Source organism: Nocardiopsis yanglingensis (assembly GCF_045809185.1).
GTDB classification, from domain to species: domain Bacteria; phylum Pseudomonadota; class Gammaproteobacteria; order Xanthomonadales; family Xanthomonadaceae; genus Stenotrophomonas; species Stenotrophomonas yanglingensis.
In genome coordinates this window covers 17038-40753 of the sequence record NZ_JBJNRH010000023.1, presented here as the reverse complement: position 1 = coordinate 40753, position 23716 = coordinate 17038, and the positions used below count along the sequence as shown (strand labels likewise).

Sequence of the window (23716 nt, the reverse complement as noted above, 5' to 3'; positions counted from 1 at the left end):
ATCTGTCAGATATCGAATTGAATCCGGGGTCAGATCCGTTTTCCGCAGGAAAACGGATCTGACCCCATCAACATGCCCAACAGCTCGCAGGAAACTGTCGAAGGCGGGGTGGGTCCGGTTGCGGGAGTGTCCGCGGCATGGATGCCGCGGCCAAGCCCCCATGGACGGGTTAACGGCGTCTCCCGCAACCGGACCCACCCCGCCAACCCTCAGGAAACCAGCTGTTGCTGTTGCTTCGGCCGTTGCCGTTGCTTGCGCGTCTGCGGGTGCAGGGCGCAGCCCTGCCGACCAACCCTATACTTGCCGCCGTGACTGCCTTCCCTGCCCTTGTTCCGCTGGATGCGCCGCTGCTGGTGGGCTACAGCGGTGGTATCGACTCCACCGTGCTGCTGCACTGGCTGTGGCGCTGCGCCCAGGCCTCCGGCACGGCACTGCGCGCGGTGCACGTGCACCACGGCTTGCAGCCCGATGCGGATGACTGGGTGCTGCACTGCCAGCAGCAATGCGAGGCCTGGGGCATCGAACTGGCCGTGCATCGCGTGCAGGTCGACAACCGCGCGGGCCTCGGCCTTGAAGGCGCGGCGCGGCAGGCACGACGCGCCGCGTTCGCGGCGGAACTGCGCGACGGCGAAACGCTGGCACTGGCGCAGCACCTGGACGACCAGGCCGAGACCTTCCTGCTGCGCGCCCTGCGCGCTTCCGGCGTTGATGGCCTGGCGGCGATGTCCACCCACAGCCGCCTTGGCGAACATCCCTTGTGGCGCCCGCTGCTGGCGGTACCGCGCAGTGCGCTGATCGACCATGCCCACCAACATGCGCTGCACTGGATCGAAGACCCCAGCAATGGCGACGACCAGGCGGATCGCAACTTCCTGCGCCTGCAGGTGCTGCCATTGCTGCGCCAACGCTGGCCGCATGCCGCTGCGGCGCTGGCGGGCAGCGCAATGCACTGCGGGCAGACCCGCGAACTGCTCGATGAGGAAGACGCCGAGCTGATCGCACACCTGGAAGTCGCCCCACGCGTGCTGTCGCTGCAGCTGCTGCGCCAGATCTCACCGGGCCGTGCCGCACGCGTGCTGCGTGCCTGGGTGGCCGGCCACGGTGCGGCGCCGCTGCCGGCCACGGTGCTGCAGCAGGCACTGCACGAGCTGCTGCCGGCCGACAACGATCGTCAGGCCCGTGTGAGCTGGCACGATCACGCGATCCAGCAGTGGCGCGACCACGCCTACCTGCTGCCGGCCCAGCTGCCTGCGCTTCCCCTCCAGTGGCAGGTCGAATGGGATGGACGCGCACCGCTGCCGCTGCCCGATGGCGGACAGCTGCGCCTGCAGGGCACCCCAGCCTTCGAACGCCCGCTGCAGGTCCGTGCACGCGTGGGCGGTGAGCGCATTCTGCTGCCCGGTCGCCAGCATTCGCATGCGCTGAAAGACTGCCTGCAACGCGAACACCTCGCCCCCTGGCGACGCGCGCAGCTGCCGCTGATCTTTGATGGCCCGCAATTGCTGGCCGCCGCCGACGTGGTCATCGCGGCCCCTCTGCACGCCTGGTTGCAGGCCCATGATGCTCAGCTGCAGTGGCGTCCCGGCGGCTGGTGAATTGACCCCCGCGCGCGGCCCGTCCACACTTGCCACATGGCCAAGAAGTCCCCCGAAAACGCCTCCCCGGTTGCCCAGTTCGAGCAGTCGCTCGAATCGCTGGAACAGCTGGTGGAGCAGATGGAAACCGGCGAGCTGAGCCTGGAAGCCTCGCTCAGTGCTTACGAACGTGGCGTCGGTCTGTATCGCCAGTGCCAGCAGGCGCTGGAGCAGGCCGAACTGCGCGTGCGCCTGCTCAGCGATCCGGCGCAGCCGGAAGCATCCGAACCTTTCGATCCACCCAGCCATGACGGCTGAGGTTCTGTTCGCGCGCTGGCGCGACCGTATCGAAAGCCAGCTCGACGCCGCCCTGCCCTCGCCTGCCGAAGCACCGCAGCGCCTGCACCAGGCCATGCGCTATTCGGTGCTGGGCGGTGGCAAGCGCATGCGCCCGCTGCTGGTCTACGCCAGTGGCCACCTGTTCGGTGCGCAGCCGGAAAGCCTGGATGCGGCGGCCATGTCCGTCGAGCTCATCCACGCCTACTCGCTGGTGCATGACGACCTGCCGGCGATGGATGATGACGCGCTGCGCCGTGGCAAGCCGACCACCCACATCGCCTTCGACGAAGCCACCGCGATCCTCGCCGGCGACGCCCTGCAGACCCGTGCCTTCGGCCTGCTGGCCGATGCACCGCTGCCGGCCACGCTGCGCGTGGCCTGCCTGCAGACCCTGGCCCACGCGTCCGGCGCTGCTGGCATGTGCGGCGGCCAGGCGCTGGATATCGATGCCACCGGCCAGCAGCAGACGTTGGCGGCGCTGACCCGCATGCACGCGCTGAAGACGGGCGCGCTGATCCGCGCAGCGGTGCGCATGGGCGCGCTGTGCGGTCAGGCCCACGAACCGCAGCTGGCCCAGCTGGACAGCTTCGCCGATGCGCTCGGCCTGGCCTTTCAGGTACGCGACGACATCCTCGATGTCGAGGCCAGTTCCGAGCAGCTGGGCAAGACCGCCGGCAAGGACCAGGCGCAGGACAAGAGCACCTTCCCCGCCCTGCTTGGCATGGACGGCGCAAAGGCCCAGCTGCACGAGCTCGCAGCACGCATGCAGGCGATCCTGGCCGGGTACGGCGAGGAAGCCGATCCGCTGCGCGCGCTGGCAACACTGGCGGTGGAGCGCGATCACTGATCGATCGCGTCACCCTGTGCGGCCCCCCAACGAAAACGCCCGGCAATGCCGGGCGTTTTCAGTTCCGCACGCAGCGGGTCTTACTTGATCAGGCGCAGGGTGAACGGGTAGCGGTAGGCTTCGCCGTTGTTGGCCTTCACTGCAGCAATGATGCAGAACACCAGGTTGATGACGCCGACGATCGGGGCCAGGATGCCGCCGATGATCACGATCATCAGGATGATGCTGATGACCATCGCGATGGTCACGGTGATCTGGAAGTTCAGGGCTTCCTTGGCCTGGTCGGTCACGAAGGCCTTGCCAGCATCGTCCTTGTTGATCAGCCAGATGATCAGCGCGCCGATGAAGCCGGTGAAGATGCCCAGCAGGTGCGCGGCCAGGGCCATGGTGCGCTGGTCGGCCGGCACGTCGGTGGTGGCCGGCGGCGGCGGGACGTTATCGAATTCGCTCACGACAAAACTCCTTTTCATTGGGTGGTCTTGACCAACCAGCACCCAGCTGGTTGCGTCAGGCGGGCATAGCTTACGCCATCAATACCATCAATCATTACCGGCGATGGTCATCCGCCCCAGCAGGATCGAGCCGGTCCGGATGTGCGAGCGCGGGTCGACGTCACTGCCGACCGCCTCGATGCTGCTGAACATCTCGCGCAGGTTACCGGCGATGGTGATGCCATCCACCGGGTACTGGATCTCGCCGTTCTCGACGCGGAAGCCGCCGGCACCGCGCGAGTAGTCGCCGGTCACCCCGTTCACGCCCTGCCCCATCAGCTCGGTCACCAGCAGGCCATCGCCCATCTGCCGCGCGATCTCCTGCAGGGAGCCCGCGTTGGCGGCCAGCTGCAGGTTGTGCACGCCGCCCGCATTGGCGGTGGTCTGCAGGCCCAGCTTGCGTGCCGAATAGCTGCCCAGTACGTAGCGCTGCAGCACACCGTCACGGACCAGTGCCGAAGCACGGGTGCCCACGCCGTCACCGTCGAAGGCGGCCGAGCGCAGGCCACGGCGCAGGTGGGGCAGTTCCTCGATCTGCATCCAGTCCGGGAACAGCTGCTGGCCAACGCTGTCCAGCAGGAAGCTGGCCTGGCGGTACAGAGCACCGCCGGACACCGCCGACAGCAGGTGGCCGACCAGGCTGCGCGCCACTTCCGGGGCGAACAGCACCGGCATGCTGCCGGTGGCCATCGAACGAGGCTGCAGGCGGGCAACAGTGCGCTCGGCGGCACGACGACCGACCAGGCCCACTTCCTCCAGATCCTCACGGGCCAACGCACTGGTGTACCAGCCATCGCGCTGCATGCCATCGCCCTGGCCGGCAATCAGCGCACAGCCTACCGAATGATGGGTGCCACGCTCACGGCCGAAAAAGCCATGCGAATTGGCGTACACCGACAGGCTCTGCATGCTCGACACCGAGGCGCCGTCGGAATTGCGGATCTGCGCATCGGCCTCGCGGCCGGCGTTTTCACAGGCCAGGGCGAGGTCCACCGCCTCGTCGGCCTGCAGCGCCCAGGGGTGCCAGCTGTCCAGGTCGGGGAAGTCGGTCGCCATCAGCGCCGCCTCGGCCAGGCCGGCGGCCGGGTCGTCCTCGGTATGGCGGGCGATCGCGCAGGCCTGCTCGACCGTGGCGGCAAGGCTGGCCTCGTTCAGGTCGCCGGTGCTGGCGCTGCCCTTGCGTTGGCCAAAATAGACGGTGACGGCGATACCGCGGTCGCGGGTGGACTGCACGGTCTCAACCTCGCCAAGGCGGACATTGACCTCCAGGCCACGGTCCTCGCTGCAGCTGACCTCGGCCTGGCTGGCGCCCAGCGCACGGGCACGGTCGAGCAGCTGCTGGGAGAGGTCGGCCAGCCGTTCCAGCCGGGCCGGGCTGTCGTCGCCGACGGCCACTTCAGGGGCGATCACGTTCAATGCTTTATCCTGTACGGGTTGGGCCCGGCATCACGCCGGGCGACTTTTTTTGAGATCAGGTAGGAACGATGCGCGGACGCGACGAAGAAACCGGTGAATTCCACGACAAGAGCCGCAGCCAGAACCGGCGCGACGCGCTCGACGTCCTGGCCCTGGGCGAGAAGCTGGTGTCGTTGACCCCGGCCCAGCTGGCGCGCCTGCCGATTCCGGAAGACCTGCTGCCGCATATCGCCGAGTGCAAGCGCATCACCGCCCACATCGCCCACAAGCGCCAGCTGGCGTTCCTTGCCAAGCACATGCGCCGCGAAGAAGACGCCACGCTGGATGCGATCCGCGATGCGCTGGACGCCAACAGCGAAACCGGCCGCCGCGAAGTGGCGATGATGCACCGCGTGGAAGACTGGCGCGAGCGCCTGCTGGCCGAAGGAGACAAGGCGCTGGCCGCCCTGCTGGACGATTACCCGCAGGCCGACCGCCAGCAGCTGCGCACGCTGGTGCGCAACGCGCAGGCCGAGAAGGCGAAGAACAAGCCGCCGCGCGCCTACCGCGAGATCTACCAGGTGCTGCGCGCGCTGATGCTGCCGGCGGCGCTGGGCCTGAAGGCCAGCGCCGAAGACGCCGACCCCATCGAGAACGACGAAGCCGACGAGGACTGAGTCCCCGTCGGTCGGGGCGGTGGCGCTGGCCATCGCCCGGCTCAGGCCTGGGTACCGCCGACGGTGATGCCCTCGATCAACAGCGAGGGCTGGCCGACACCCACGGGCACACTCTGCCCGTCCTTGCCGCAGATGCCCACGCCCTCGTCCAGGGCCAGGTCGTTGCCGACCATGCGCACCTTCTGCATGGTTTCCGGGCCGTTGCCGATCAGGGTCGCGCCCTTCACCGGCGTGGTGATGCGGCCATCCTCGATCAGATAGGCCTCGGTGGCCGAGAACACGTACTTGCCGCTGGTGATGTCGACCTGGCCACCGCCGAAGTTGACCGCGTACAGGCCCTTCTTTACCGAGCGGATCATCTCCTGCGGGTCATGCTGGCCGGCGCGCATGTAGGTATTGGTCATGCGCGGCATGGTCAGGTGCGCGAAGGATTCGCGGCGCCCGTTGCCGGTCGGCGCCATGCCCATCAGGCGTGCATTGAGGCTGTCCTGCATGTAGCCGACCAGGATGCCGTCCTCGATCAGCGTGGTGCACTGGCTGGGATGACCCTCGTCGTCGATGTTCAACGAACCACGGCGTCCGTCCAGCGTGCCGTCATCGACGATCGTCACGCCCGGGGCGGCAACGCGCTCGCCGATGCGGCCCGCGTAGACGCTGGTGCCCTTGCGGTTGAAGTCGCCTTCCAGGCCATGGCCGACCGCTTCATGCAGCAGCACGCCGGGCCAGCCCGGGCCCAGTACCACCGGCATCACGCCGGCCGGTGCCGGTACCGCTTCAAGGTTCACCAGCGCCTGGCGCAGCGCCTCACGGGCGAAGGCTTCCGGGCGGCCGCCGGCGAACAGCTCCTCATAGCCATAGCGGCCACCGCCACCGGCATAGCCGGACTCGCGACGGCCGTTGTGCTCGACGATCACCTGCACGTTCAGGCGTACCAGCGGGCGCACGTCGGCGCCCAGCACGCCGTCGCTGCGGGCGATCAGCACCGTGTCGATGCCACCGGACAGGCTGACCATCACCTGCTTCACACGCGGGTCGGCGGCACGCAGGAAACCGTCCAGGCGCTTGAGCACCTCGACCTTGGCCTCGTTGCCGATGCCGTCGATCGGGTCCAGCGCCGGATACAGCGCGCGCGCATTGCCGCGCAGCAGCGAACGCCCGGTCTGGGCGCCACCTTCGCGCGAAATCGCACGCGCCGACTGTGCCGCAGCCAGCAGCGCGTCGGCATGGATGTCATCGGAGTAGGCGAAGCCGGTCTTCTCGCCGGAAATCGCGCGCACGCCCACGCCCTGCTCGATGGAATGGGCACCGTCCTTGACGATGCCATCCTCCACGCTCCAGCTCTCGCGGCGGGCGTGCTGGAAGTAAAGGTCACCAAAGTCCACACCGGGGCCGAGCAACTGCCCGAAGGTGCGCTCCAGGCCAGCGGTATCCAGGCCACCAGGGCGCAACAGGCGGTCTTGGGCAAGTGTCAGGGCGATATCAGTCATGGTCCTCGATCTGGGGATGCGGGGGCGCTCAGGCAAGCCCCGTGAACGGGAACACCAGGCTCAGCGTGAACGCGAGCGTGGCAGGTCGGTCACCGTCGGCGGAACCGCCGGTGCCGGTGTGGGTGCGGGCGGCGTCTTGTCGCGGCTGCGTTCGATCACTTCCACCTTCGGCTCCTTCCATGGACCGGTCACCTTGTAGGTACGGGCGCCGATTTCGCCCAACGGTTTGGACAATACCGCATTGGTGGCGGCGCCGAGTGCCGCACCCACCGGCCCCCCCGCCACCGCGCCGACCACGGTCAGCAGATTGCCGGCGCGCGGGTTGACGTCGATGGTCTGGTCGAACTGCTGGTTGCGCAGGTCGGCCTGGCCGCGGATGGTGATGTTCGCCGCCGGACCCTCGATCAGCACTTTGTCGGTACGGGCCATGCCCTGGCCGAACTGCACGCTGCCATCGACCTGGTTGAACGCGAAGCCCTTGGAGAAGAAATCACGGAAGTCGAACATCAGGCGCCGCGGCAGCTGCGCGACACTGAGCAGGCCGAGCACGCGGCCTGCGCCGGGCTCCAGCTCCAGCAACTGGCCGTTGCGCGCGTGCAGATCGAGCCGGCCCTGCAGAGTGGCCAGCTGGAAGTCCGAGGGACCGCCGCTCCACGAGGCCTGCAGCTGCGCCTGACCGGAGCCACCGCGCAGCTGGCCACCGTAGTCCAGGTTCTGCATCAGGCCGCCCAGGTCCTCACTGCGCACCTGTGCGGTCAACTCGGTGCGGGCACCACCGGTGCGGCCCAGCCAGCGACCGCTGATGTCGATCTCCTGGTCGGGCGCACGGAAGCGCAGCTCGTCCACGTTCAGGCCATTGGCCAGCGGCCGCGTACGCAGCACCGCCTGGCCGAGTACGACCTTGCCGAACTGCAGATCGGCAATGTCCAGCGCGAATGGCGGCAGCTTTGCCGGATCCATGTCGTTGGCGCCGGCCTGTACCCGCGCCGGCGCAGCCGGTGCGCCCGGTGCGGCCGGCAGCGACTGCCAGTGCACACGGTCGAGCTGGCCGCTGATGGTGCCGCCCTCGGCATTGGGAACGGTCAGGTGGCCCGCCAGCGACGGCCCATCCAGGCGCACATCCAGCGCCTGCGGGCCAGGCTGCAGTTTCAGCCGTGTCTGCTCGAAGACGCCGCCGATCAGCATCAATTTGCCGACCTGCACGTCCACCGCGCGCAGCGGCATGCCGTCGTCGTCACCGCCTCCACGCGCCAGGCTGATCCACTCCAGCGCATCCAGGGTCGGGCTGCGACCGTTGACGGTCAGCCCGCTCGGTGGCGGCTCACGGTCAACGTGGTCGCTGCCGAGCGTGACCTGCACGCCGGTCTGGTTGTTGTGGCTGCGCGCGGCCAGGGCCAGGCGCTGGCCAAAGGCCACGTCGATACGGCCTGCCCCCATCGGCAGCTGCGCGGCCACCGTGGTCGCCAACGGTTCGGCGGCCGGCTTGTCCAGCGGCGCCGGCAGGTCCAGGCGGGTGCCCACCAGATCCGAACTCAGGCGCAGCTCGCTGGGCGGTGCAGGCGCCCCCGGCGCGACCTTCGGCAGGTTCACCGCAATGGTCCACGGTGAGGTGCCGGCGATGTAGGGCTTCAGCCACGCCATTTCCGGTGCGCGGTCGATCAGCACGCCAGCATCGAGGTTGGCCGACAGCTGCGATTCAAAGGCCAGCTTGCTGTCGTGCACGTAACCGCCGGCACGCAGGCTCAGGCGGCCGTCCTGGCCGAGGTGGCGCACCGCAAGTTCCTCGGCGCCGAAACCGCCGTTGCTGTAGCGCGCCTGCCCATGCATGTTGTCGAAGGTCAACTGGAACCGCTTGTCGACCAGCTTCACACCGTTGAGGTCGACCATACCCTGCAGGTGGCCCTCGCCTTCATCCAGGTGCAGCGGCTGCAGCAGATCGAAGGTTACATGCGCCGGTCCCGCAGCGGTGAGGTTGTCGAGGGTGTCGCCATAATCCTTGTGCAACGGGCTCTGCCGCAGCATCGACAGCAGCTTGCCCGCCTCGCTGAGGGCATCGGCACGCACGTACAGCGGCTGCTGGCCGAAATCCGGAATGCCCGCTTCGAACTTCTGCACCGCTACACCGGCCAGGTCGCCGCGCCCACGCATGTCGAAGCCGGGGCCGATGAAGGCGATATCGGCATCGACCTGGCTCATCAGCGGCCAGTCGTGCTGGAAGCGGATGTCGCCGTTGGTGATGTGGCCGGTGGCCTCGAAGCGGCCATCGTTGTTGTCGAACGGCCAGTCGTCCAGGTCACCGCTGACCAGGCCGACGCCATTGCGCACCTGGCCGCCGGCCAGCGCCATGTCCAACCAGTCGGTGGCGCCCTTGCTCATCTTGGAGTGGATCCAGAAGCGCTTGGCTGCGGTCATCGGCACATCGTCCAGCTTGGCCGCCAGCTGCAGCCAGGGCCGCGTGCCGTCGCCCTGGAACCAGACACCACCGCGCACGTCGGCCGCGTAGTCGGTACCTTCCACGCGCATCGCCGCAGTGCCGATACGCCAGCCACCGCCCTCGTCGCGCCATCCCACCACCTGTCCTGCCAGGTGCAGGTCATGGCGCACACCAAAGCCGGTCGGCCAATCGAACTGCAGTTGCCGTTGCGGCTGCAGCTGCAGGCTGAAGCCATCGGCATCGCCCTCGAAACGTCCACCCAGGCCACGCAGGCCCGGGGAATGCCCAACGCTGGCGAAACCCAGCGACTGCAGCTCTCCCTGCGCCCACAGCGCGCCATCGCGTTCGCCGGCCAGTTGCAGCTCTCGCACATCCAGCTGCGGTTTGGACAGGAACAACCAGTGGCGCAGGCCTGGTTCGAGGCGATCACTCAGCGCCAGCGCACGCAGCGCGGTACCGGCCTGTACTTCACCGGAACTCACCCGCAGCTGCCTGCCAACCTGCAACTGCAGGCCATCGAGCTGTTGCTCGCCGTCTTCCGTCTTCAAACGAAGACGCGGTACCTGCAGCGCCCAGCCATCGGCCTGGCGCTGCCAGCGCAGGCGCGCCTGCAAGCGCTGCAGCTGCAACTGCGGCGTCGCCACGTCGGGCATCGGTGCACCGTCGATGCGCACGTCACGCAGGTCCGAATCGGTGGTCAGCGCCACCGGCGCGAAGTCGCGCAGGGTCAGCCACAGGTTCAGCTCACCCTTGCCTTCGCGCAGGCGCACGCCACCGGCCGCCAGCAGCGGCGACCAGGCGTGGAAATCAACAGGATCGGCACCCAGCCAGGCCTGGCCGTTGCCGCGCGCGCGGTCCACGTCCAGCACTGCGGTCAGCGGCAGCGCATCGGTCTGCGCCCAGGCACGTACGCCCACACGCAGGCGGTCGCCATTGACGCGCAGGCGCAGATCGATACGCGGCAAGGTAGTGTCGATACCCAATCCCGGTGCATGCACGCCCAGGCGGCCATCGATCACCTGCAGCTCGCCCAGCCGGCGCAGCGCGTCCAGCGGGTCACCGCCCGTGTCTGACTTCGGCAGGCCGCGCACCGACCAGCGGCCGTCCTCGCCCTGCTGCAGGTCCAGCGCCAGGCCACGCAGGCGCAACTCGGTCAGCGAGCGGCCAGGCAGCATCCCGCTGTACATCGACACCAGCACTTCGGCCTCGCCGATCGCCAGGCCCCGGCCGGCGCCGATGCGCAGGCCCTTCAGCTGCAGCAGCGGACCGCGACGGGTCCAGGCAGTCTGCAACTGGTCGAAACGCACCGGCTGGCCGGCACGCTCGCTCAGCCAGGCGGCAATCTTTTCAGGATGACGCTCGGCCAGCGGCAGCAGCTGGCTGAGCGTGCCCACCAGCAGTGCAAGCCCGACCAGGCCCACCGCGCAGGCGGCAATGAAATGACGGCGGATCCTTCGCAGTCGCAGGCGCGGCGGCGCGCTCATCGGCCACCGCCGGCCTGCAGCCGGCGAGGATCAGAGCAGAACAACATCGAATTGCTCCTGCAGGTACTGCTCGTCCGCCTGGAAGCGGATGCTCTTGCCGAGGAATTCTTCCAGCTCGGCCACCGCCGAAGACTCCTCGTCGGTAATGCGCGCAACGACCTTGGTCGAAGCGATCACCAGCAGGCGCGCCGCATCGAACTGGCGCACCGCGCGGGTGATCTCGCGGAAAATCTCGTAGGTCACCGTCTCGGTGGTCTTGATGCTGCCACGGCCGCTGCACTGCGGGCAGGTTTCCGACAGCTGGCGCTCCAGGCTTTCCACCGTGCGCTTGCGGGTCATCTCCACCAGACCCAGCGGCGAGAAGTCGTACACCGTGGTCTTGGCATGGTCACGGGCCAGCGCCTTTTCCAGGGTGCGCAGCACCTGGCGGCGATGCTCGGCATCGTCCATGTCGATGAAATCGATGATGATGATGCCGCCCAGGTTGCGCAGCCGCAGCTGCCGCGCCACTGCCTGCGCCGCTTCCAGGTTGGTGCGGAACACCGTCTCTTCCAGGTTTCGCTGGCCGAGGAACGAGCCGGTGTTCACATCGATGGTGGTCATCGCCTCGGTCTGGTCGATCACCAGGTAGCCGCCGGATTTCAGCGGCACCTGCTTGTCCAGCGCGCGGCCGATCTCGTCCTCCACGCCGAACATGTCGAAGATCGGCCGGTCACCCGAATACAGTTCCAGCTTCTCGGCCAGCACCGGCATGTACTTGGCCACGAAGGCCTGCAGCTGCGCGAAGGTTTCCTTGGAGTCCACCTTCACCTTGTCCACGTCCTTGCGGATCAGGTCACGCACCGAACGCAGCGGCAGGCTCAGGTCCTCATAGATGTTGCTGCACGAGGGCGCTTCGCGGCCACGGCGCTCAACCACGTTCCAGACCCGCGACAGGTAGGCGATGTCCTCGGCAATGGCCTCGGCCGGCTGCCCTTCGGCATTGGTACGCACGATGTAGCCGTAGCCGCCATGCTGGGCCGACAGTTCGGTCACCAGTGCCTTCAGCCGCGCCCGCTCGCCTTCATCCTCGATGCGCGCGGACACGCCCACCACCTTGGACTGCGGCAGCAGCACCATGTAACGCGAGGGAATGCTGATCTGCGTGGTCAGGCGCGCGCCCTTGGTACCGATCGGGTCCTTCACCACCTGCACCACGATGTCCTGGCCGTCGCGCAGCAGTTCGACGATCGGCACGCTGGACGGCGGCGGCAGCGTGGTGTTCTCGGTGTCCGCACTGGCCACCGGCGCCGGGCGCACCACGTCGTTGGCGTGCAGGAACGCGGCGCGCTCCAGCCCGACCTCGACGAAGGCCGCCTGCATGCCGGGCATCACGCGCTGCACCTTGCCCTTGTAGATGTTGCCGACCACACCCCGGCGCCAGCCGCGCTCGATGTGCAGCTCCTGCAGCATGCCGTTTTCGATCACGGCGACCCGGGTCTCGCGCGGGGTCACATTGACCAGGATTTCCTCAGACATCGGCAGCCTCCCTGGCGGCATCAGCAGTGGGGGCCGGCACGCCGCAGCGCGCCAGCAGACGATCGGTGTGCAGCAGCGGCAGTCCCATCACGCCGGAGTAGCTGCCTGAAAGATGTTCGATCCAGCGCTCGGCCCCGCCCTGGATGGCGTAGGCGCCGGCCTTGTCCAGCGGTTCGCCGGTGGCCACGTAGGTGGCGATGTCGGCGGCGCTGATCGGCGCGAAGGTCACTTCGGAAATGACCAGCTCGCTGTCCAGCCCCTCCGCAGAGACCACCACCACCGCAGTCATCACCTGATGGGTGCGGCCGGCCAGCCGGGCCAGCATCACCCGCGCGTCGGCGGCATCGGCCGGCTTGCCGAACACTTCACCGTCCAGCACCACCTCGGTATCCGAGCCAAGCACCCGCGCCTGCGGGTCATCGGCCAGCACCCGGGCCAGCCCGGCGCGCGCCTTGTCGGCGGCGACACGGCATACATACTGTTCGGCGCTTTCAGCGGGCGCGCGCTGCTCGACGACCTCCAGGTCCAAGGCCTGGAAGGGGCGTCCGAGTCGGGCCAGCAACTGGTTGCGTCGGGGGGAGCGGGAAGCAAGATAGAGCATCGGCACAGCATAACTGAGGCCGCCACCTGAATCGTCGGCAACCCGTTCCGGAACGCGTTCAACCCCGAACAGGCTCACAGCGCGTTCATCGCTACGACACCACCCTCAACGGCACAACAAGGAGTTATCCATGCGCCTGACCGCCACCCCGCTGCTGCTCGCCCTGTCCCTCGCCCTTGGAACCTCGATGACCGCCCATGCCGCTCCGTCGTCGCCGTCGATCGCCGCCCCGGCCGAAGGCACCCTGCTGAACATCTCGGCCAACGCCGAGGCCACCCGCGTGCCGGACGTGGCCACCCTGTCGGCCGGCGTGGTCACCCAGGCCGCCGACGGCAACAGCGCCATGCGCCAGAACGCCCAGCAGATGGACAAGGTGCTGGCCGCGATCAAGGCCGCCGGCATTGCCGAGCGGGACGTGCAGACCAGCGGCGTCAGCCTCAACCCGCAGTACCGCTATGCCGACAACGAAGCACCGAAGATCACCGGCTACCAGGCCAGCAACACGGTCAGCCTGAAGGTGCGCGACATCGCCAAGCTCGGCAAGGTACTGGACGCATTGGCTGCGCAGGGCGCCAACCAGATCAATGGCCCCAGCTTCGAGATCGACCAGCCCGAGCCGGTCTATGACGAAGCCCGCCTGGCCGCGCTGAAGAAGGCCCAGGCCCGCGCCCAGACCTATGCGAAGTCGCTGGGCCTGCAGGTGCGCCGCATCGTCAGCATCTCCGAGAACAGCAATGGCGGCTTCCGTCCGATGCCGATGATGCGGGCGATGTCGGCCGGCGCGGCGATGGACAAGGCCACCCCGGTCGCGCCGGGCGAGTCGACCGTCTCGGTCAACCTGGATGTGGTGTTCGAACTGGGTCGCTGATCGCGCACAGCACCGACAACGAAGGCGGGTCCCGCAGGGGGCCCGCCTTTTTTCATGCCTGCGGCCGGCACTGGCTGAAGGCCAGCCCAACGATACCGACCCTGCCTCTAGGCAGTGGCCGCCATGCCGCGCTACTGATGCACTGCCAGCCGCGTGCGGCAACCCCGCCACGGGCCCTGGTGCGTTGAGGACTTCGTCACTGGCATGGAGGTGGACCATGGTTCGTACGTATCCCGTTGCATCCCCGCACTTCGACCCCGCCCGCGTTGCCGCCTGGAGCGCGGCCATCGCCCTGCATCTGCTTGCATTCCTGTTGCTGCTGATCCCCGCGACCTACCAGGCCGTGCAGGTTCCGCGTGACAAGACCACGGTACGGCTGATCGAGAAGACCCCGCCACCGCCCCCTCCGCCGGTACTGGTGGAACCAAAGGAGGTCGCGCGGGTGGTGCCGAAGCCGCATGCGCAGCCGGTAGCGCCGCCCTTGCCCGCTCCCACTGCAACCGTGGAGGAAACCCAGGGCATCACATTGCCGGCAGCCGAACCGTCCCCGCCGCAGCTCGCACCAAGCGTCGACAGCTCAACACCGCTGTCCGGAGCACAGCTGCAGTACCGCAGTGCACCGCCGCCGACCTATCCGGTGCCGGCCCTGCGCAATCATGAGCAAGGCACGGTGCTGCTGCGGGTGGAAGTCGACAGCAGCGGGCAGCCGGTCGCGGTCAGCATCGAGCGCAGCAGTGGCTCGCGCAGCCTGGACCAGGCCGCGCGTCAGCAAGTGCTCAAGCGTTGGCGCTTCGAACCGGCCCAGCGTGATGGCGTAGCAGTGCCGGCCATCGGGCTGGTACCGGTGCAGTTCTCGCTGCCGGACTGATGGTTCCGGGCCGGTCCGGCGCCCTGCCGGGCCGGCCTTCACACCCGAAAAGACAGACTCGGCAAAGTTGCCGGGCAAGCGTTACGAATTAAGCAAAATTTCACTACTTCGTCACCTACAGGAAACCTAGATTGGCCCGTCCCGGACCCTTCCGGAGACAGCCCTCAACGCTACGGTTTTCCAGTTAGGAGAGAAGCTGTGAAACACCCGATCCAACGGCCCGCCAGCCGCCGCCGCTGCACCCTGGCATCGTCCATCACCCATATCCTTACCGGCGGCACCCTGCTGCTGGTTGGCGCGGTGGCTTCCACCTCCGCCTTCGCGCAGGAGCAGGAAAAGGCCACCAACCTCGACCGCATCACGGTCACCGGCTCGAACATTCCGCGCACCAACACCGAAACACCGTCCCCGGTACAGGTGGTGACCCGTCAGGAAATCGACCGCACCGGCAAGACCTCGCTGTCCGAGTACCTGCAGACGCTGACCGCCGATGGCGCCGGCTCGATTCCCAAGTCCTTCGGCAGCGGTTTCGCCGGAGGTGGTGCGGGCATCTCGCTGCGCGGCCTCGGTGCCGGTTCGACCCTGGTGCTGTTGAACGGCCGCCGCATGGCGACCTACGGCCTGGCCGACGACGGCCAGAAGGTCTTCACCGACCTGAGCACCATCCCGCTCGACGCGGTTGAACGTGTCGAAGTGCTGAAGGACGGCGCCTCCGCGATCTACGGCTCCGATGCCATCGCCGGCGTGGTCAACATCATCCTGCGCAGTGACTTCACCGGCGCCATCCTGCGTGGCTCCTACGGGATGTCCGGCGACGGCGACGGCGACCAGAAGAAGGCGACCCTGACCGCTGGTACCGGCGACCTCGCCACCGATGGCTGGAACGCGTTCTTCAGCCTGGATGTCGGCAAGAGCGATGAGATCAAGATCAGCGACCGCAAGAACCGCAAGTGGATCGGCACAGGCGACACCCGCCAGTGGGGCTACGGCAACAATGCGCAGTTCCTGGGTGGCGCCTATACCAACGGCGGCGCCAGTGGCGGCGTAGGCCCCAATGGCTCGTACTACAACTCCGCCGGCCTGCTGGTACCGCTGCCGGGTTGCCAGGGCCTGACCACCATCGGTGGCCAGACCGATGCCTCGGTGGCCGCGCAGGGCTGCCTGTGGGATCCGAACCAGCAATACCGCGACATCTCGCCGGAGGAGAAGTACGTCAACGTGTTCGGCCGCGCCAGCTTTGCCTTCGGTGAAGGCGGAGAGGTCTATACCGAGATCGGCTACTCGAAGAAGGAAACCACCTTCAGCAACACGCCATCGAGCGTTTCCGGCGGTTGGGGCTATCCGGGCCACACCGTCAACGCCAACAGTGGCTCGGGGGCGACCATGCTGGGCGCCAACCATCCTGACAATCCGCTCTATGGCCAGGCAGGTGCAGTTCCGGTGCGGGTACGCTATTCGGCGTGGGACGTCGGCCCGCGCGTGACCGAGAACACCAACGAGTTCAATCGTTTCCTGGTCGGCGTCAAGGGCAACTGGGGCGACTGGAGCTACGACACCGCCTACCTGCATTCGGGCACCGACCTGACCAGCAAGCGCAACGGCTTCCTGCGCTACAGCGCCGTGCGCTGTGCGCTGGGTGACGGCAACTGCGCCGGCGGCGTATGGCGTATCGGCGAAGATGCAGGCAAGAACTCGCAGGCGCTGTACAACTACATCTCCCCGACCATCAACGCCAACGCCAAGTCCAGCCTGGACATGTTCGACTTCACCGTGTCGCGCAGCCTGATGGACCTGAAGGGCGGCCCGCTCGGCCTGGCAATGGGTACCGAATGGCGTCGCACCAGCAACAGCCTGACCCCGCAGACCTACACCGACGTGGGTGACATCATCGGCCTGGGCTATTCGGCCTACGACGGCATCCAGAACGTGTACGCCGGCTACGTCGAGTTGTCCGCGCCGGTGCTGGAATCCCTCGAACTGTCCGGCGCCATCCGCTACGACAAGTACGATGGTGGTGACGGCAAGGCCACGCCGAAGCTGGGCATCAAGTGGACCCCGGCCGACTGGATCGCGCTGCGCGCCAGCTATGCCGAAGGCTTCCGTGCCCCGAACCCCGCAGAGAACGGTCGCGGTGGCTTGGCGGCCTTCTCCAATGCGGAAGATCCGGTGCGCTGCGCCGCACAGAACAACACCACCAACTGCAGTGCGCGCTCGGTGGCCATCATCACCACGCCGAATCCGGACCTGAAGCCGGAAAAATCCAAGAGCTATTCGGTGGGCGTGGTGCTGCAGCCGACCCGCAGCACGTCGCTGACGGTGGACGCCTGGGAAATCAAGCGCACGGACGAGATCGCCGCCAGTGATACCGACGACGCCATCGCCGCCGGCAACGTGGTCCGCGATACCGACCTGATCAACGGCATTCCGGGTACCGGCAGCATCCTGGCCGTCAACACCGAGTACGTGAACGCCGCTTCGTCGCGTGTTCGCGGTATCGATACCGATATCCGCCAGACGTTCGATATCGGCCCGGGCCAGCTGGAAATGGACCTGCAGTGGAGCCATCTGCTGAAGTTCGAGCGCACCAGTGGCGGCAGCACCGATGACTACCTGGGCACGCATGGCAACTGCGACGTGACCAACTGCATCGGCACGCCGAAGGACAAGATCAACTTCGGCACCACCTGGCGCCAGGGTCCGTGGAGCGTCAGCGGCGTCGCCAACTACATCTCCAGCATGGACAACGTTGGCAAGCGTGGCGGCAACTACCTGTTCCGTTATGCCGACGGCACGCCGGTGAAGAAGATTTCCTCCTTCACCACCTTCGACCTGTCCGGCCGCTGGAGTGTCACCGAGCAGTTCGAACTCAATGCCTCTGTGCAGAACCTGTTCGACCGCATCGCTCCGCTGGATCCGGTCACCTATGGCGCTGTGAACTACAACCCGATGCATTTCAGCGGTGCCGTTGGCCGCTACTTCACGGTGGGTGCCAAGTACTCGTTCAAGTAACAGCGGTCATTGCGACCTCCTCGAAGGCCCGGGCACCTGCCCGGGCCTTCGTCGTTGCGGCTCTTGCAGGCATGTTCACGAGCACACCGCTACCGTGTGCACGCGGCATCACCGCCGCAGGGGATCTGCATGGCCGCGACATCGCAGCGCCTGGGCCTGCCCGCGTTGACCGCACTGGTGGTCGGCTCGATGGTTGGCGCCGGCATCTTTTCATTGCCACAGAACGTGGCGCGCAGCGCTGGCCCGGCTGCGGCGCTGATCGGCTGGGCGGTAAGTGGCGCCGGCATGCTGATGCTGGCCTTCGTGTTCCAGGCCCTGGCCAACCGCCGGCCCGACCTGGATACCGGCATCTATGCCTACGCGCGCGAAGGCTTCGGCAACTACATCGGTTTCTCCGCAGCGTGGGGCTACTGGGTCGCCTCGGTACTGGGCAACGCCAGCTTCTTCGTGCTGATCTTCAGCGGCCTCGGCCATTTCCTGCCGATCTTCGGCGAAGGCAATACGCCGGCCGCGGTAGCCGCGTCGTCACTGCTGCTATGGACCGTGCACCTGCTGGTGCTGCGCGGCCTGCGTACCGCCGCCATCGTCAACGGCCTGGTGACGGTGGCCAAACTGCTGCCGATCGCCTTGTTCGTGGTGCTGGCCGCTGGCGCGTTCCGCATGGACGTATTCCGCGCGGATTTTCTCGGTACGCCCGCACTCGGTGACCTCGGCCAGCAGCTGCGCGGCATGATGCTGGTGACCGTGTGGGTGTTCATCGGCATCGAAGGCGCAAGCATCTATTCGCGGCGTGCCGCGCGACGTGCCGACGTCGGCCGTGCCACGGTGATCGGCTTCATCGGCGTCTGGTTGCTGCTGGTACTGGTCAGCATGCTGTCGATGGGCGTGCTGCCACAGGCCGAACTGGCCGGGCTGCCCAATCCGTCGATGGCCTACGTGCTGCGCGCCATCGTTGGCGAATGGGGCGCGACGGTGATCATCATCGGTTCGATCATTTCGGTGCTGGGCGCGTTGCTGGCCTGGGTGCTGCTGTGTGCCGAGGTGCTGTATGCCGCCGCCGGCGACGGCACCATGCCGGCGTTCCTGGGCCGCGAGAACGCGCGCGGCGTGCCGGCCAATGCGCTCTGGTTGAGCAACGGCCTGATCCAGCTGTTTCTGCTGCTGGTGCTGGTCAATTCGGGGAGCTATACCGGGCTGGTGCTGCTGGCCGCATCGATGAGCCTGGTGCCCTACTTCCTGTCCACGGCATTCGGGGTGCAGCTTGCCTGGCGCGGGCACGCCTATGCGGGGGAACCGGGTGCGCGCTGGCGCGACTTCTTCGTTGCGCTGCTGGCCAGCGCGTATGCGCTGTGGCTGGTGTATGCCGGTGGCCTCGACAATCTGCTGCTGTCGGTGCTGCTGTACGTGCCCGGCGTAGTGCTGTTCGCACTGACCCGGCACCAGCGCGGCGAGCGCATATTCACGCGTTGGGAGTGGGTGCTGTTCGGCGCGATCCTGGCAGTGGCGATCGCCACGTTGGTGGCGTTCGGCAGAGGCAACATTGCACTGTAGAGCCAAGCCCATGCTTGGCTCCGCACAGGCAGCCGAGCATGGCTCGACTCTACAACTGGCGTTCCGGCAGCATGCCGATATCCTGCATCCAGCGCTCGGCCAGCTGCGGCCACGCCGTGACCGGTGCATTCTTCATGCGCAGACCGAACGCGTGGCCACCGCGCGCGAACAGATGCATCTCGACCGGCACGCCTTCATCGATCAGCGCCTGGTAGTAGGCCAGTGATTCGCGCACATCGTCGGTGCGATCATCGGTGGCCTGCGCAATGAACGTCGGCGGCACCGCGTCATCCACGACGATGTCCTTGACCAGCGACAGCCCCTTGCCATGCCCGGCCCACAGATGGCCGGAGTACATCACCATCGCGAAATCCGGGCGGCTGGACTGTGAGTCGGCCGCGTCGACCGCAGCGTAGCGACGGCGTGCCTGCGTGCTCAATCCGGCCACCACGTGACCGCCGGCCGAGAAACCGATCACCCCCACCCGCTTCGGGTCGATGTTCCAGCGTTGTGCCAGCAGGCGCAGCAGCCCCATTGCACGTTGCGCATCCTGCAAGGCCATCGGCACCGTCGGATTGTCGCGACAGTTGCAGTCGGGATCCCAGTTGGGCCCGGACGCCGGCACGCGGTACTTCAGCAGTGCGCAGGTGATGCCCTGCGCGTTCAACCAATCGCAGATTTCACTGCCTTCCAGGTCCATCGCCAACACCCGGTAACCACCTCCGGGCACCACCATCACCGCGGTGCCATTGGCCGGTCCCTTCGGTGGAAACACGGTGAGCGTCGGCACAGCCACGTTCTGCAACATCGTCCAGCGCTCTCCGCTGGCCCTGGAGGTTGCTTCACTGATCTGCTCGGGACCTTTCAGTTTTGGCGGCGCCTTCACCTTGCCCTCCGGCCACAACGGCAGCTCGGTGGTGCCCTGCGGCGGGTGCCAGGTGGAAGGCGCGGCCTTCGCTGTAGCGAACGGCACCATCGCAAGCAGCAGGAAGCTCGAGGACAGGAGCGCACGCATGATCGGCATCCATGATTGGAGCAGCAGATTGTAGAGCCGAGCCCATGCTCGGCTGCATCCTCGAAGCCGAGCATGGGCTCGGCTCTACAACACGGCAAAAAAAAAACCTGCATCTCGCGATGCAGGTTTTTCAAGGTGGCGCCCGAAGTTGGACTCGAACCAACGACCCCCTGATTAACAGTCAAGTGCTCTAACCGGCTGAGCTATTCGGGCAGACGACTAGTATAACCACTCTTCACGCGCGATGGTAGGGGTGATTGGCAATCATTGCGGCAGCCCGGTACAGCTGCTCGGCCACCACCAGGCGCACCAGCATGTGCGGCAGCGTCAGCGGTCCGATCGACCACTTCTCATCGGCCAGCGCGGAGACTTCCGGCGAATGCCCTTCCGGGCCACCGATCAGGAAGGCCAGATCCCTGCCCTGCCCGCGCCAATGTTCCAGGCGCTGTGCCAGTTGTTCCGAACTGAGCTGGCGGCCGGGCACATCCAGGGCCACCACATAGGCGTTCTTCGGCAGGGCGGCGATGACCCGCTTGCCTTCATCTTCAGTGGCGCGGCGCGGATCACGCCCCTTGCCGCGCAGGCCGGGCTCGATTTCCACCAGCTCGAACGGCAGCCAGTGCGACAGCCGCTTCTGGTACTCGGCAAAGCCCTGCGCGACCCAGCTGGGCGCGCGTTCACCGGTGGCGATCAGGCGGGCTTTCATCTACGCGGTCCTCCAAAACGTCGACGGCGCCATCGGCGCCGTCGAAGGGATGCATCAACGTGCGGCTCAGGCCACTTCGTCGTCGCTGGACGGCGGCTGGTCGCCAACGGTCCACAGGCGCTCAAGGGCGTAGAACTCACGCACGCGCGGCAGCATCACATGTACGATCACGTCGCCCAGGTCGACCAGCACCCACTCGGCTTCGCGCTCGCCTTCAACACCCAGCGGCATCACGTCGATGTTCTTGGCGAAGCGCACGACTTCATCGGCAATCGACTTGACGTGGCGGGTCGAGGTGCCCGAAACGACGATCATGTAGTCGGCAACGCTGGACCGGCCGCGCACGTCGATCTCGACCAGGTCCTTGGCCTTCAGGTCTTCGGTGGCTTGGCGGACGCTGGCCAGCAGTTCCGGCACGGACGGCGGCGGGCTGGGCAGATCGACCTTGATGGTCTGGGGCTGGGTCTGGTTGCTCAAAGTGGATCGACTCGATAAACGTGGGGGCGATTATACGGGGATGGCGCCGCCGCGCCATTCACGGCGTGGCGGGCCGGTACAGCCCGTGTGCAGCCACAAAGTCGGCCACGGCCGGCGGCAGCAGTGCACGCCAGGGGCCGCCGGAGGCGATCTGTGAGCGCACGGCACTGGCCGATTCCTCGCGCAGCGGGTGGTGCAGGCGCAGGATGCGCCCGGCCGGGCTGGCAAACAGGGCCTGTTCGTTGTCTGCCCAGCGCCCTTCCAGCGCGCGGCCCAGCTCGCCGTCGACCGAGGCCCGCAGCGGACTGCCCGGCCGTTCAGCCACAACGAAATGGGCCAGCCCGAACAGGGCCTCCCATTCGTGCCAGCTGGACAGGCCCAGCAGGCTGTCGGCGCCGACCAGCCAGGCCAGCGGCCGGCTCGGGCCGAGTTCGCCACGCAGCTCGCGCAGGGTATCGACGGTATAGGAAGGACGACCGGGATGGCGGGCAGCACGGTCCAGCTCGCGCCGGTCCAGCAGCAGGCCGGGTTCGTCGCCGATGGCCAGAGACAGCATGCTGCAACGCTGCTCGGCCGTGGCACCGGGCACCGCACGGTGCGGTGGGTCGGCCGCCGGCAGCATGCGCACGGCAACCTGCAGTTCGTCACGGGCAGCCCGCGCGATCGCCAGGTGACCGAGGTGCACCGGATCGAAGGTGCCCCCGTAATAGATCCGCAGGCTCATTGCTCAGGCCCGCGCCAGCAGGCGCACGGCACGCGGTTCGGCCACGGCCACCAGCAGGCGCTCCAGTGCCAGCCACGCATCGCCGTCGGCCCGCCCCTTGGCGATGCGGTCGACCAGGCCCGCTTCGGCCACGAAGCGCTCCCAGCGTTTGCCTTCCGGGTGCCGCTGCAACGCGCGCTTGTACGGCGCCTGACGCGATTCCCAGATGCCGCGCGATTTCATTTCGGCGGCCAGGTTGCCGCCACGGGCCTGCACCCGGGCCAGACCGGCACCGGCCAGCAGCTCGCGGATCACCATCGGCATCAACGCAGCCACCGCCTCACCCTCGCCTCGCAGGCCGGCCAGCATGCGCAGCACCGCTGGCGGTTGCCCGGAGAATGCCGCCTCCACCAGCCGGAACACGTCATAGCGGGCGGCATCGGCCACCAGCGACTCCATGCGCTCCACATCCAGCGGCTGGCCATCGGCCAACAGCGCCAGCTTGTCGATTTCCTGGGCGGCCGCCAGCAGGTTGCCTTCCACCCGCTCGGCCAGGCGCTGCACGGCGGCCGGGTCCGCGCGCAGGCCCTTGCCACGCAGGCGGCGCTCGATCCAGTCCGGCAGTTCGTGCGGCTTGATCGCCCACGCCACCGACAGCACGCCGATGCGGTTGACCGCCTCGGCCCACTTGCCCTGATGGGCCTTGCTCCATTCGTTGGCAGTGATCATCAGCACCACGTCCGGCGCCGGGTTGGCGCAGAACTGGCTGATCACCTCGGCGCCGTCCTTGCCCGGCTTGCCGCTGGGCAGGCGCACCTCGACCAGGCGACGGGCGCTGAACAGGCTGGGCGCATTGAAGCTGGCGTCGAGCTGGTTCCAGTCGAAATCGCGGCCATCGGCGTCGAACACCTCGCGCTCGCCAATACCGGCTGCACGCGCACGTGCACGGATGGCGTCGGCGGCCTCCAGCACGCGCAGGGTTTCCGGGCCGGCAATCAGATAGACCGGCGCCAGCGCGGTATCAGCGCTCTGGCCGGCCAGCTGCTCCGGACGCAGTTCCATCGCCGCGGCTCAGTGCTTGGCTGCGGGGACCGGCTCGGCCGGCACCGCACCATCATCCGGCTTGGCCTTCGGCGCCGACAGACTGCCGCCCTTCTCGATCTCGGCACGGACCACGCTGTCGATGCGGCGGATGATCGACGCCGACATCTCCCGGCGCAGTTCATCGGCCAGGATCTCGCGTTCGGTGGTGGTACCGGTGGCGTCGGTTGGCGGCGACACGTAGTCACGCGAGAGCTCGATCACCTGCTGCGGCACCAGCTCGCTGCCATCCTCGCGACGGAAGATGAAGATCACCGCATAGCGCAGGCTGTATTCCTGCGCACGGCCCTGCGAGTCGATGGCGATCGGCAGGTCGCCCCAGCGTTCGGACAGCACCTGCAGCTGGGTACTGGGTTCCTTGCTGTCCTCATCGGCCAGCTTGGCGCCGGACGCCAGCAGGCTGCGGTTGAGCAGCTTGACCAGTTCGCTGTACGGCGCGGTGGAGACCACCTTCACCGGCGCCGTATCGGTCGGCAGCATCAGCTTGTTGCGCAGATGGAAGCCGCAGCCGGCAAGGCCGAGGGCAAGAACGAGGGCAAGCAGGATTCGGGTCATGGAGACAGTCTGGCGG

The 23716-nt window shown here is 67.3% G+C and carries 20 protein-coding genes and 1 tRNA gene; 8 read left to right on the top strand and 13 right to left on the bottom strand.

Translation table 11 applies throughout. The features are described 5' to 3' along the window. Positions 1-224: 224 nt before the first annotated feature. Genes tilS through ACJ7C5_RS20280 form a run of 3 tightly spaced genes read left to right on the top strand, consistent with a single transcriptional unit; the run spans position 225 to position 2760 of the window. Complete coding sequence (gene tilS, locus ACJ7C5_RS20290; protein WP_412704902.1) at positions 225-1595, top strand: tRNA lysidine(34) synthetase TilS; 1371 nt, start codon at positions 225-227, stop codon at positions 1593-1595. Between the two features lie 36 nt (positions 1596-1631). Then, positions 1632-1892: an exodeoxyribonuclease VII small subunit gene (locus ACJ7C5_RS20285; RefSeq protein WP_005410522.1), complete on the top strand. Its 261-nt coding sequence runs from the start codon at positions 1632-1634 to the stop codon at positions 1890-1892. Continuing rightward, complete coding sequence (locus ACJ7C5_RS20280; protein ID WP_097049816.1) at positions 1882-2760, top strand: polyprenyl synthetase family protein; 879 nt, start codon at positions 1882-1884, stop codon at positions 2758-2760. The genes ACJ7C5_RS20285 and ACJ7C5_RS20280 overlap by 11 nt, the downstream gene beginning before the upstream one ends. A gap of 80 nt (positions 2761-2840) precedes the next feature. Here ACJ7C5_RS20280 and ACJ7C5_RS20275 read toward each other — a convergent pair whose 3' ends face one another. Beyond that, complete coding sequence (locus ACJ7C5_RS20275; RefSeq protein WP_097049815.1) at positions 2841-3212, bottom strand: DUF4870 domain-containing protein; 372 nt, start codon at positions 3210-3212, stop codon at positions 2841-2843. 87 nt (positions 3213-3299) lie between these two features. Continuing rightward, entirely contained in the window at positions 3300-4661 is a 1362-nt protein-coding gene (gene pmbA, locus ACJ7C5_RS20270) for a metalloprotease PmbA (protein ID WP_412704903.1), read from the bottom strand. A gap of 74 nt (positions 4662-4735) precedes the next feature. On the opposite strand from pmbA, the gene yjgA reads away from it, so the two are divergent. Beyond that, entirely contained in the window at positions 4736-5323 is a 588-nt protein-coding gene (gene yjgA, locus ACJ7C5_RS20265) for a ribosome biogenesis factor YjgA (protein ID WP_093999795.1), read from the top strand. Positions 5324-5364: 41 nt separating this feature from the next. On the opposite strand, the gene tldD is transcribed toward yjgA, so the two are convergent. From tldD to ACJ7C5_RS20245, 4 genes are read right to left on the bottom strand one after another with little or no spacing between them, the layout of a single operon-like run. Beyond that, positions 5365-6810 (bottom strand): metalloprotease TldD, encoded by a 1446-nt coding sequence (gene tldD, locus ACJ7C5_RS20260; RefSeq protein ID WP_412704901.1) that lies wholly within the window; start codon positions 6808-6810, stop codon positions 5365-5367. A gap of 60 nt (positions 6811-6870) precedes the next feature. Next, positions 6871-10728: a YhdP family protein gene (locus tag ACJ7C5_RS20255; RefSeq protein ID WP_412704900.1), complete on the bottom strand. Its 3858-nt coding sequence runs from the start codon at positions 10726-10728 to the stop codon at positions 6871-6873. A 30-nt stretch (positions 10729-10758) separates the two neighbouring features. Next, a complete protein-coding gene (rng, locus tag ACJ7C5_RS20250) occupies positions 10759-12246 on the bottom strand; it encodes a ribonuclease G (RefSeq protein ID WP_049444954.1) in 1488 nt (495 codons plus the stop codon). Then, entirely contained in the window at positions 12239-12847 is a 609-nt protein-coding gene (locus ACJ7C5_RS20245) for a Maf family nucleotide pyrophosphatase (RefSeq protein ID WP_093999945.1), read from the bottom strand. Before ACJ7C5_RS20245 ends, rng begins: the two co-directional genes overlap by 8 nt. A 130-nt stretch (positions 12848-12977) precedes the next feature. On the opposite strand from ACJ7C5_RS20245, the gene ACJ7C5_RS20240 reads away from it, so the two are divergent. The 4 genes from ACJ7C5_RS20240 to arcD all read left to right on the top strand — a co-directional run bounded on the left by ACJ7C5_RS20240 (position 12978) and on the right by arcD (position 19143). Beyond that, positions 12978-13715: an SIMPL domain-containing protein gene (locus tag ACJ7C5_RS20240; RefSeq protein WP_093999792.1), complete on the top strand. Its 738-nt coding sequence runs from the start codon at positions 12978-12980 to the stop codon at positions 13713-13715. Between the two features lie 217 nt (positions 13716-13932). Continuing rightward, positions 13933-14583, top strand: a complete 651-nt coding sequence (locus ACJ7C5_RS20235; protein WP_097049811.1) for an energy transducer TonB — start codon at positions 13933-13935, stop codon at positions 14581-14583. A 198-nt stretch (positions 14584-14781) separates the two neighbouring features. Then, complete coding sequence (locus ACJ7C5_RS20230) at positions 14782-17592, top strand: TonB-dependent receptor (RefSeq protein WP_093999790.1); 2811 nt, start codon at positions 14782-14784, stop codon at positions 17590-17592. A gap of 129 nt (positions 17593-17721) precedes the next feature. Beyond that, positions 17722-19143, top strand: a complete 1422-nt coding sequence (gene arcD, locus ACJ7C5_RS20225) for an arginine-ornithine antiporter (protein WP_412704899.1) — start codon at positions 17722-17724, stop codon at positions 19141-19143. A gap of 49 nt (positions 19144-19192) precedes the next feature. Here the strand turns inward: arcD and ACJ7C5_RS20220 are convergent, their stop codons facing one another. From ACJ7C5_RS20220 to ACJ7C5_RS20190, 7 genes are all read right to left on the bottom strand, one after another. Continuing rightward, positions 19193-20158, bottom strand: a complete 966-nt coding sequence (locus tag ACJ7C5_RS20220; protein ID WP_412704898.1) for an alpha/beta hydrolase — start codon at positions 20156-20158, stop codon at positions 19193-19195. Between the two features lie 136 nt (positions 20159-20294). After that, a tRNA-Asn gene (locus ACJ7C5_RS20215) sits at positions 20295-20371 on the bottom strand. Between the two features lie 22 nt (positions 20372-20393). Beyond that, positions 20394-20864: a 23S rRNA (pseudouridine(1915)-N(3))-methyltransferase RlmH gene (gene rlmH, locus ACJ7C5_RS20210; protein WP_005418108.1), complete on the bottom strand. Its 471-nt coding sequence runs from the start codon at positions 20862-20864 to the stop codon at positions 20394-20396. Between the two features lie 66 nt (positions 20865-20930). Then, the gene (gene rsfS / locus ACJ7C5_RS20205) at positions 20931-21341 is read right to left on the bottom strand and encodes a ribosome silencing factor (protein WP_005418109.1); all 411 of its coding nucleotides are present in this window, start codon (positions 21339-21341) and stop codon (positions 20931-20933) included. 58 nt (positions 21342-21399) lie between these two features. Continuing rightward, entirely contained in the window at positions 21400-22065 is a 666-nt protein-coding gene (gene nadD / locus ACJ7C5_RS20200) for a nicotinate-nucleotide adenylyltransferase (RefSeq protein ID WP_412704897.1), read from the bottom strand. Between the two features lie 3 nt (positions 22066-22068). Beyond that, positions 22069-23106: a DNA polymerase III subunit delta gene (holA, locus tag ACJ7C5_RS20195; protein ID WP_093999786.1), complete on the bottom strand. Its 1038-nt coding sequence runs from the start codon at positions 23104-23106 to the stop codon at positions 22069-22071. 9 nt (positions 23107-23115) lie between these two features. Next, entirely contained in the window at positions 23116-23700 is a 585-nt protein-coding gene (locus ACJ7C5_RS20190; protein ID WP_088026710.1) for an LPS-assembly lipoprotein LptE, read from the bottom strand. Positions 23701-23716 lie beyond the last annotated feature (16 nt).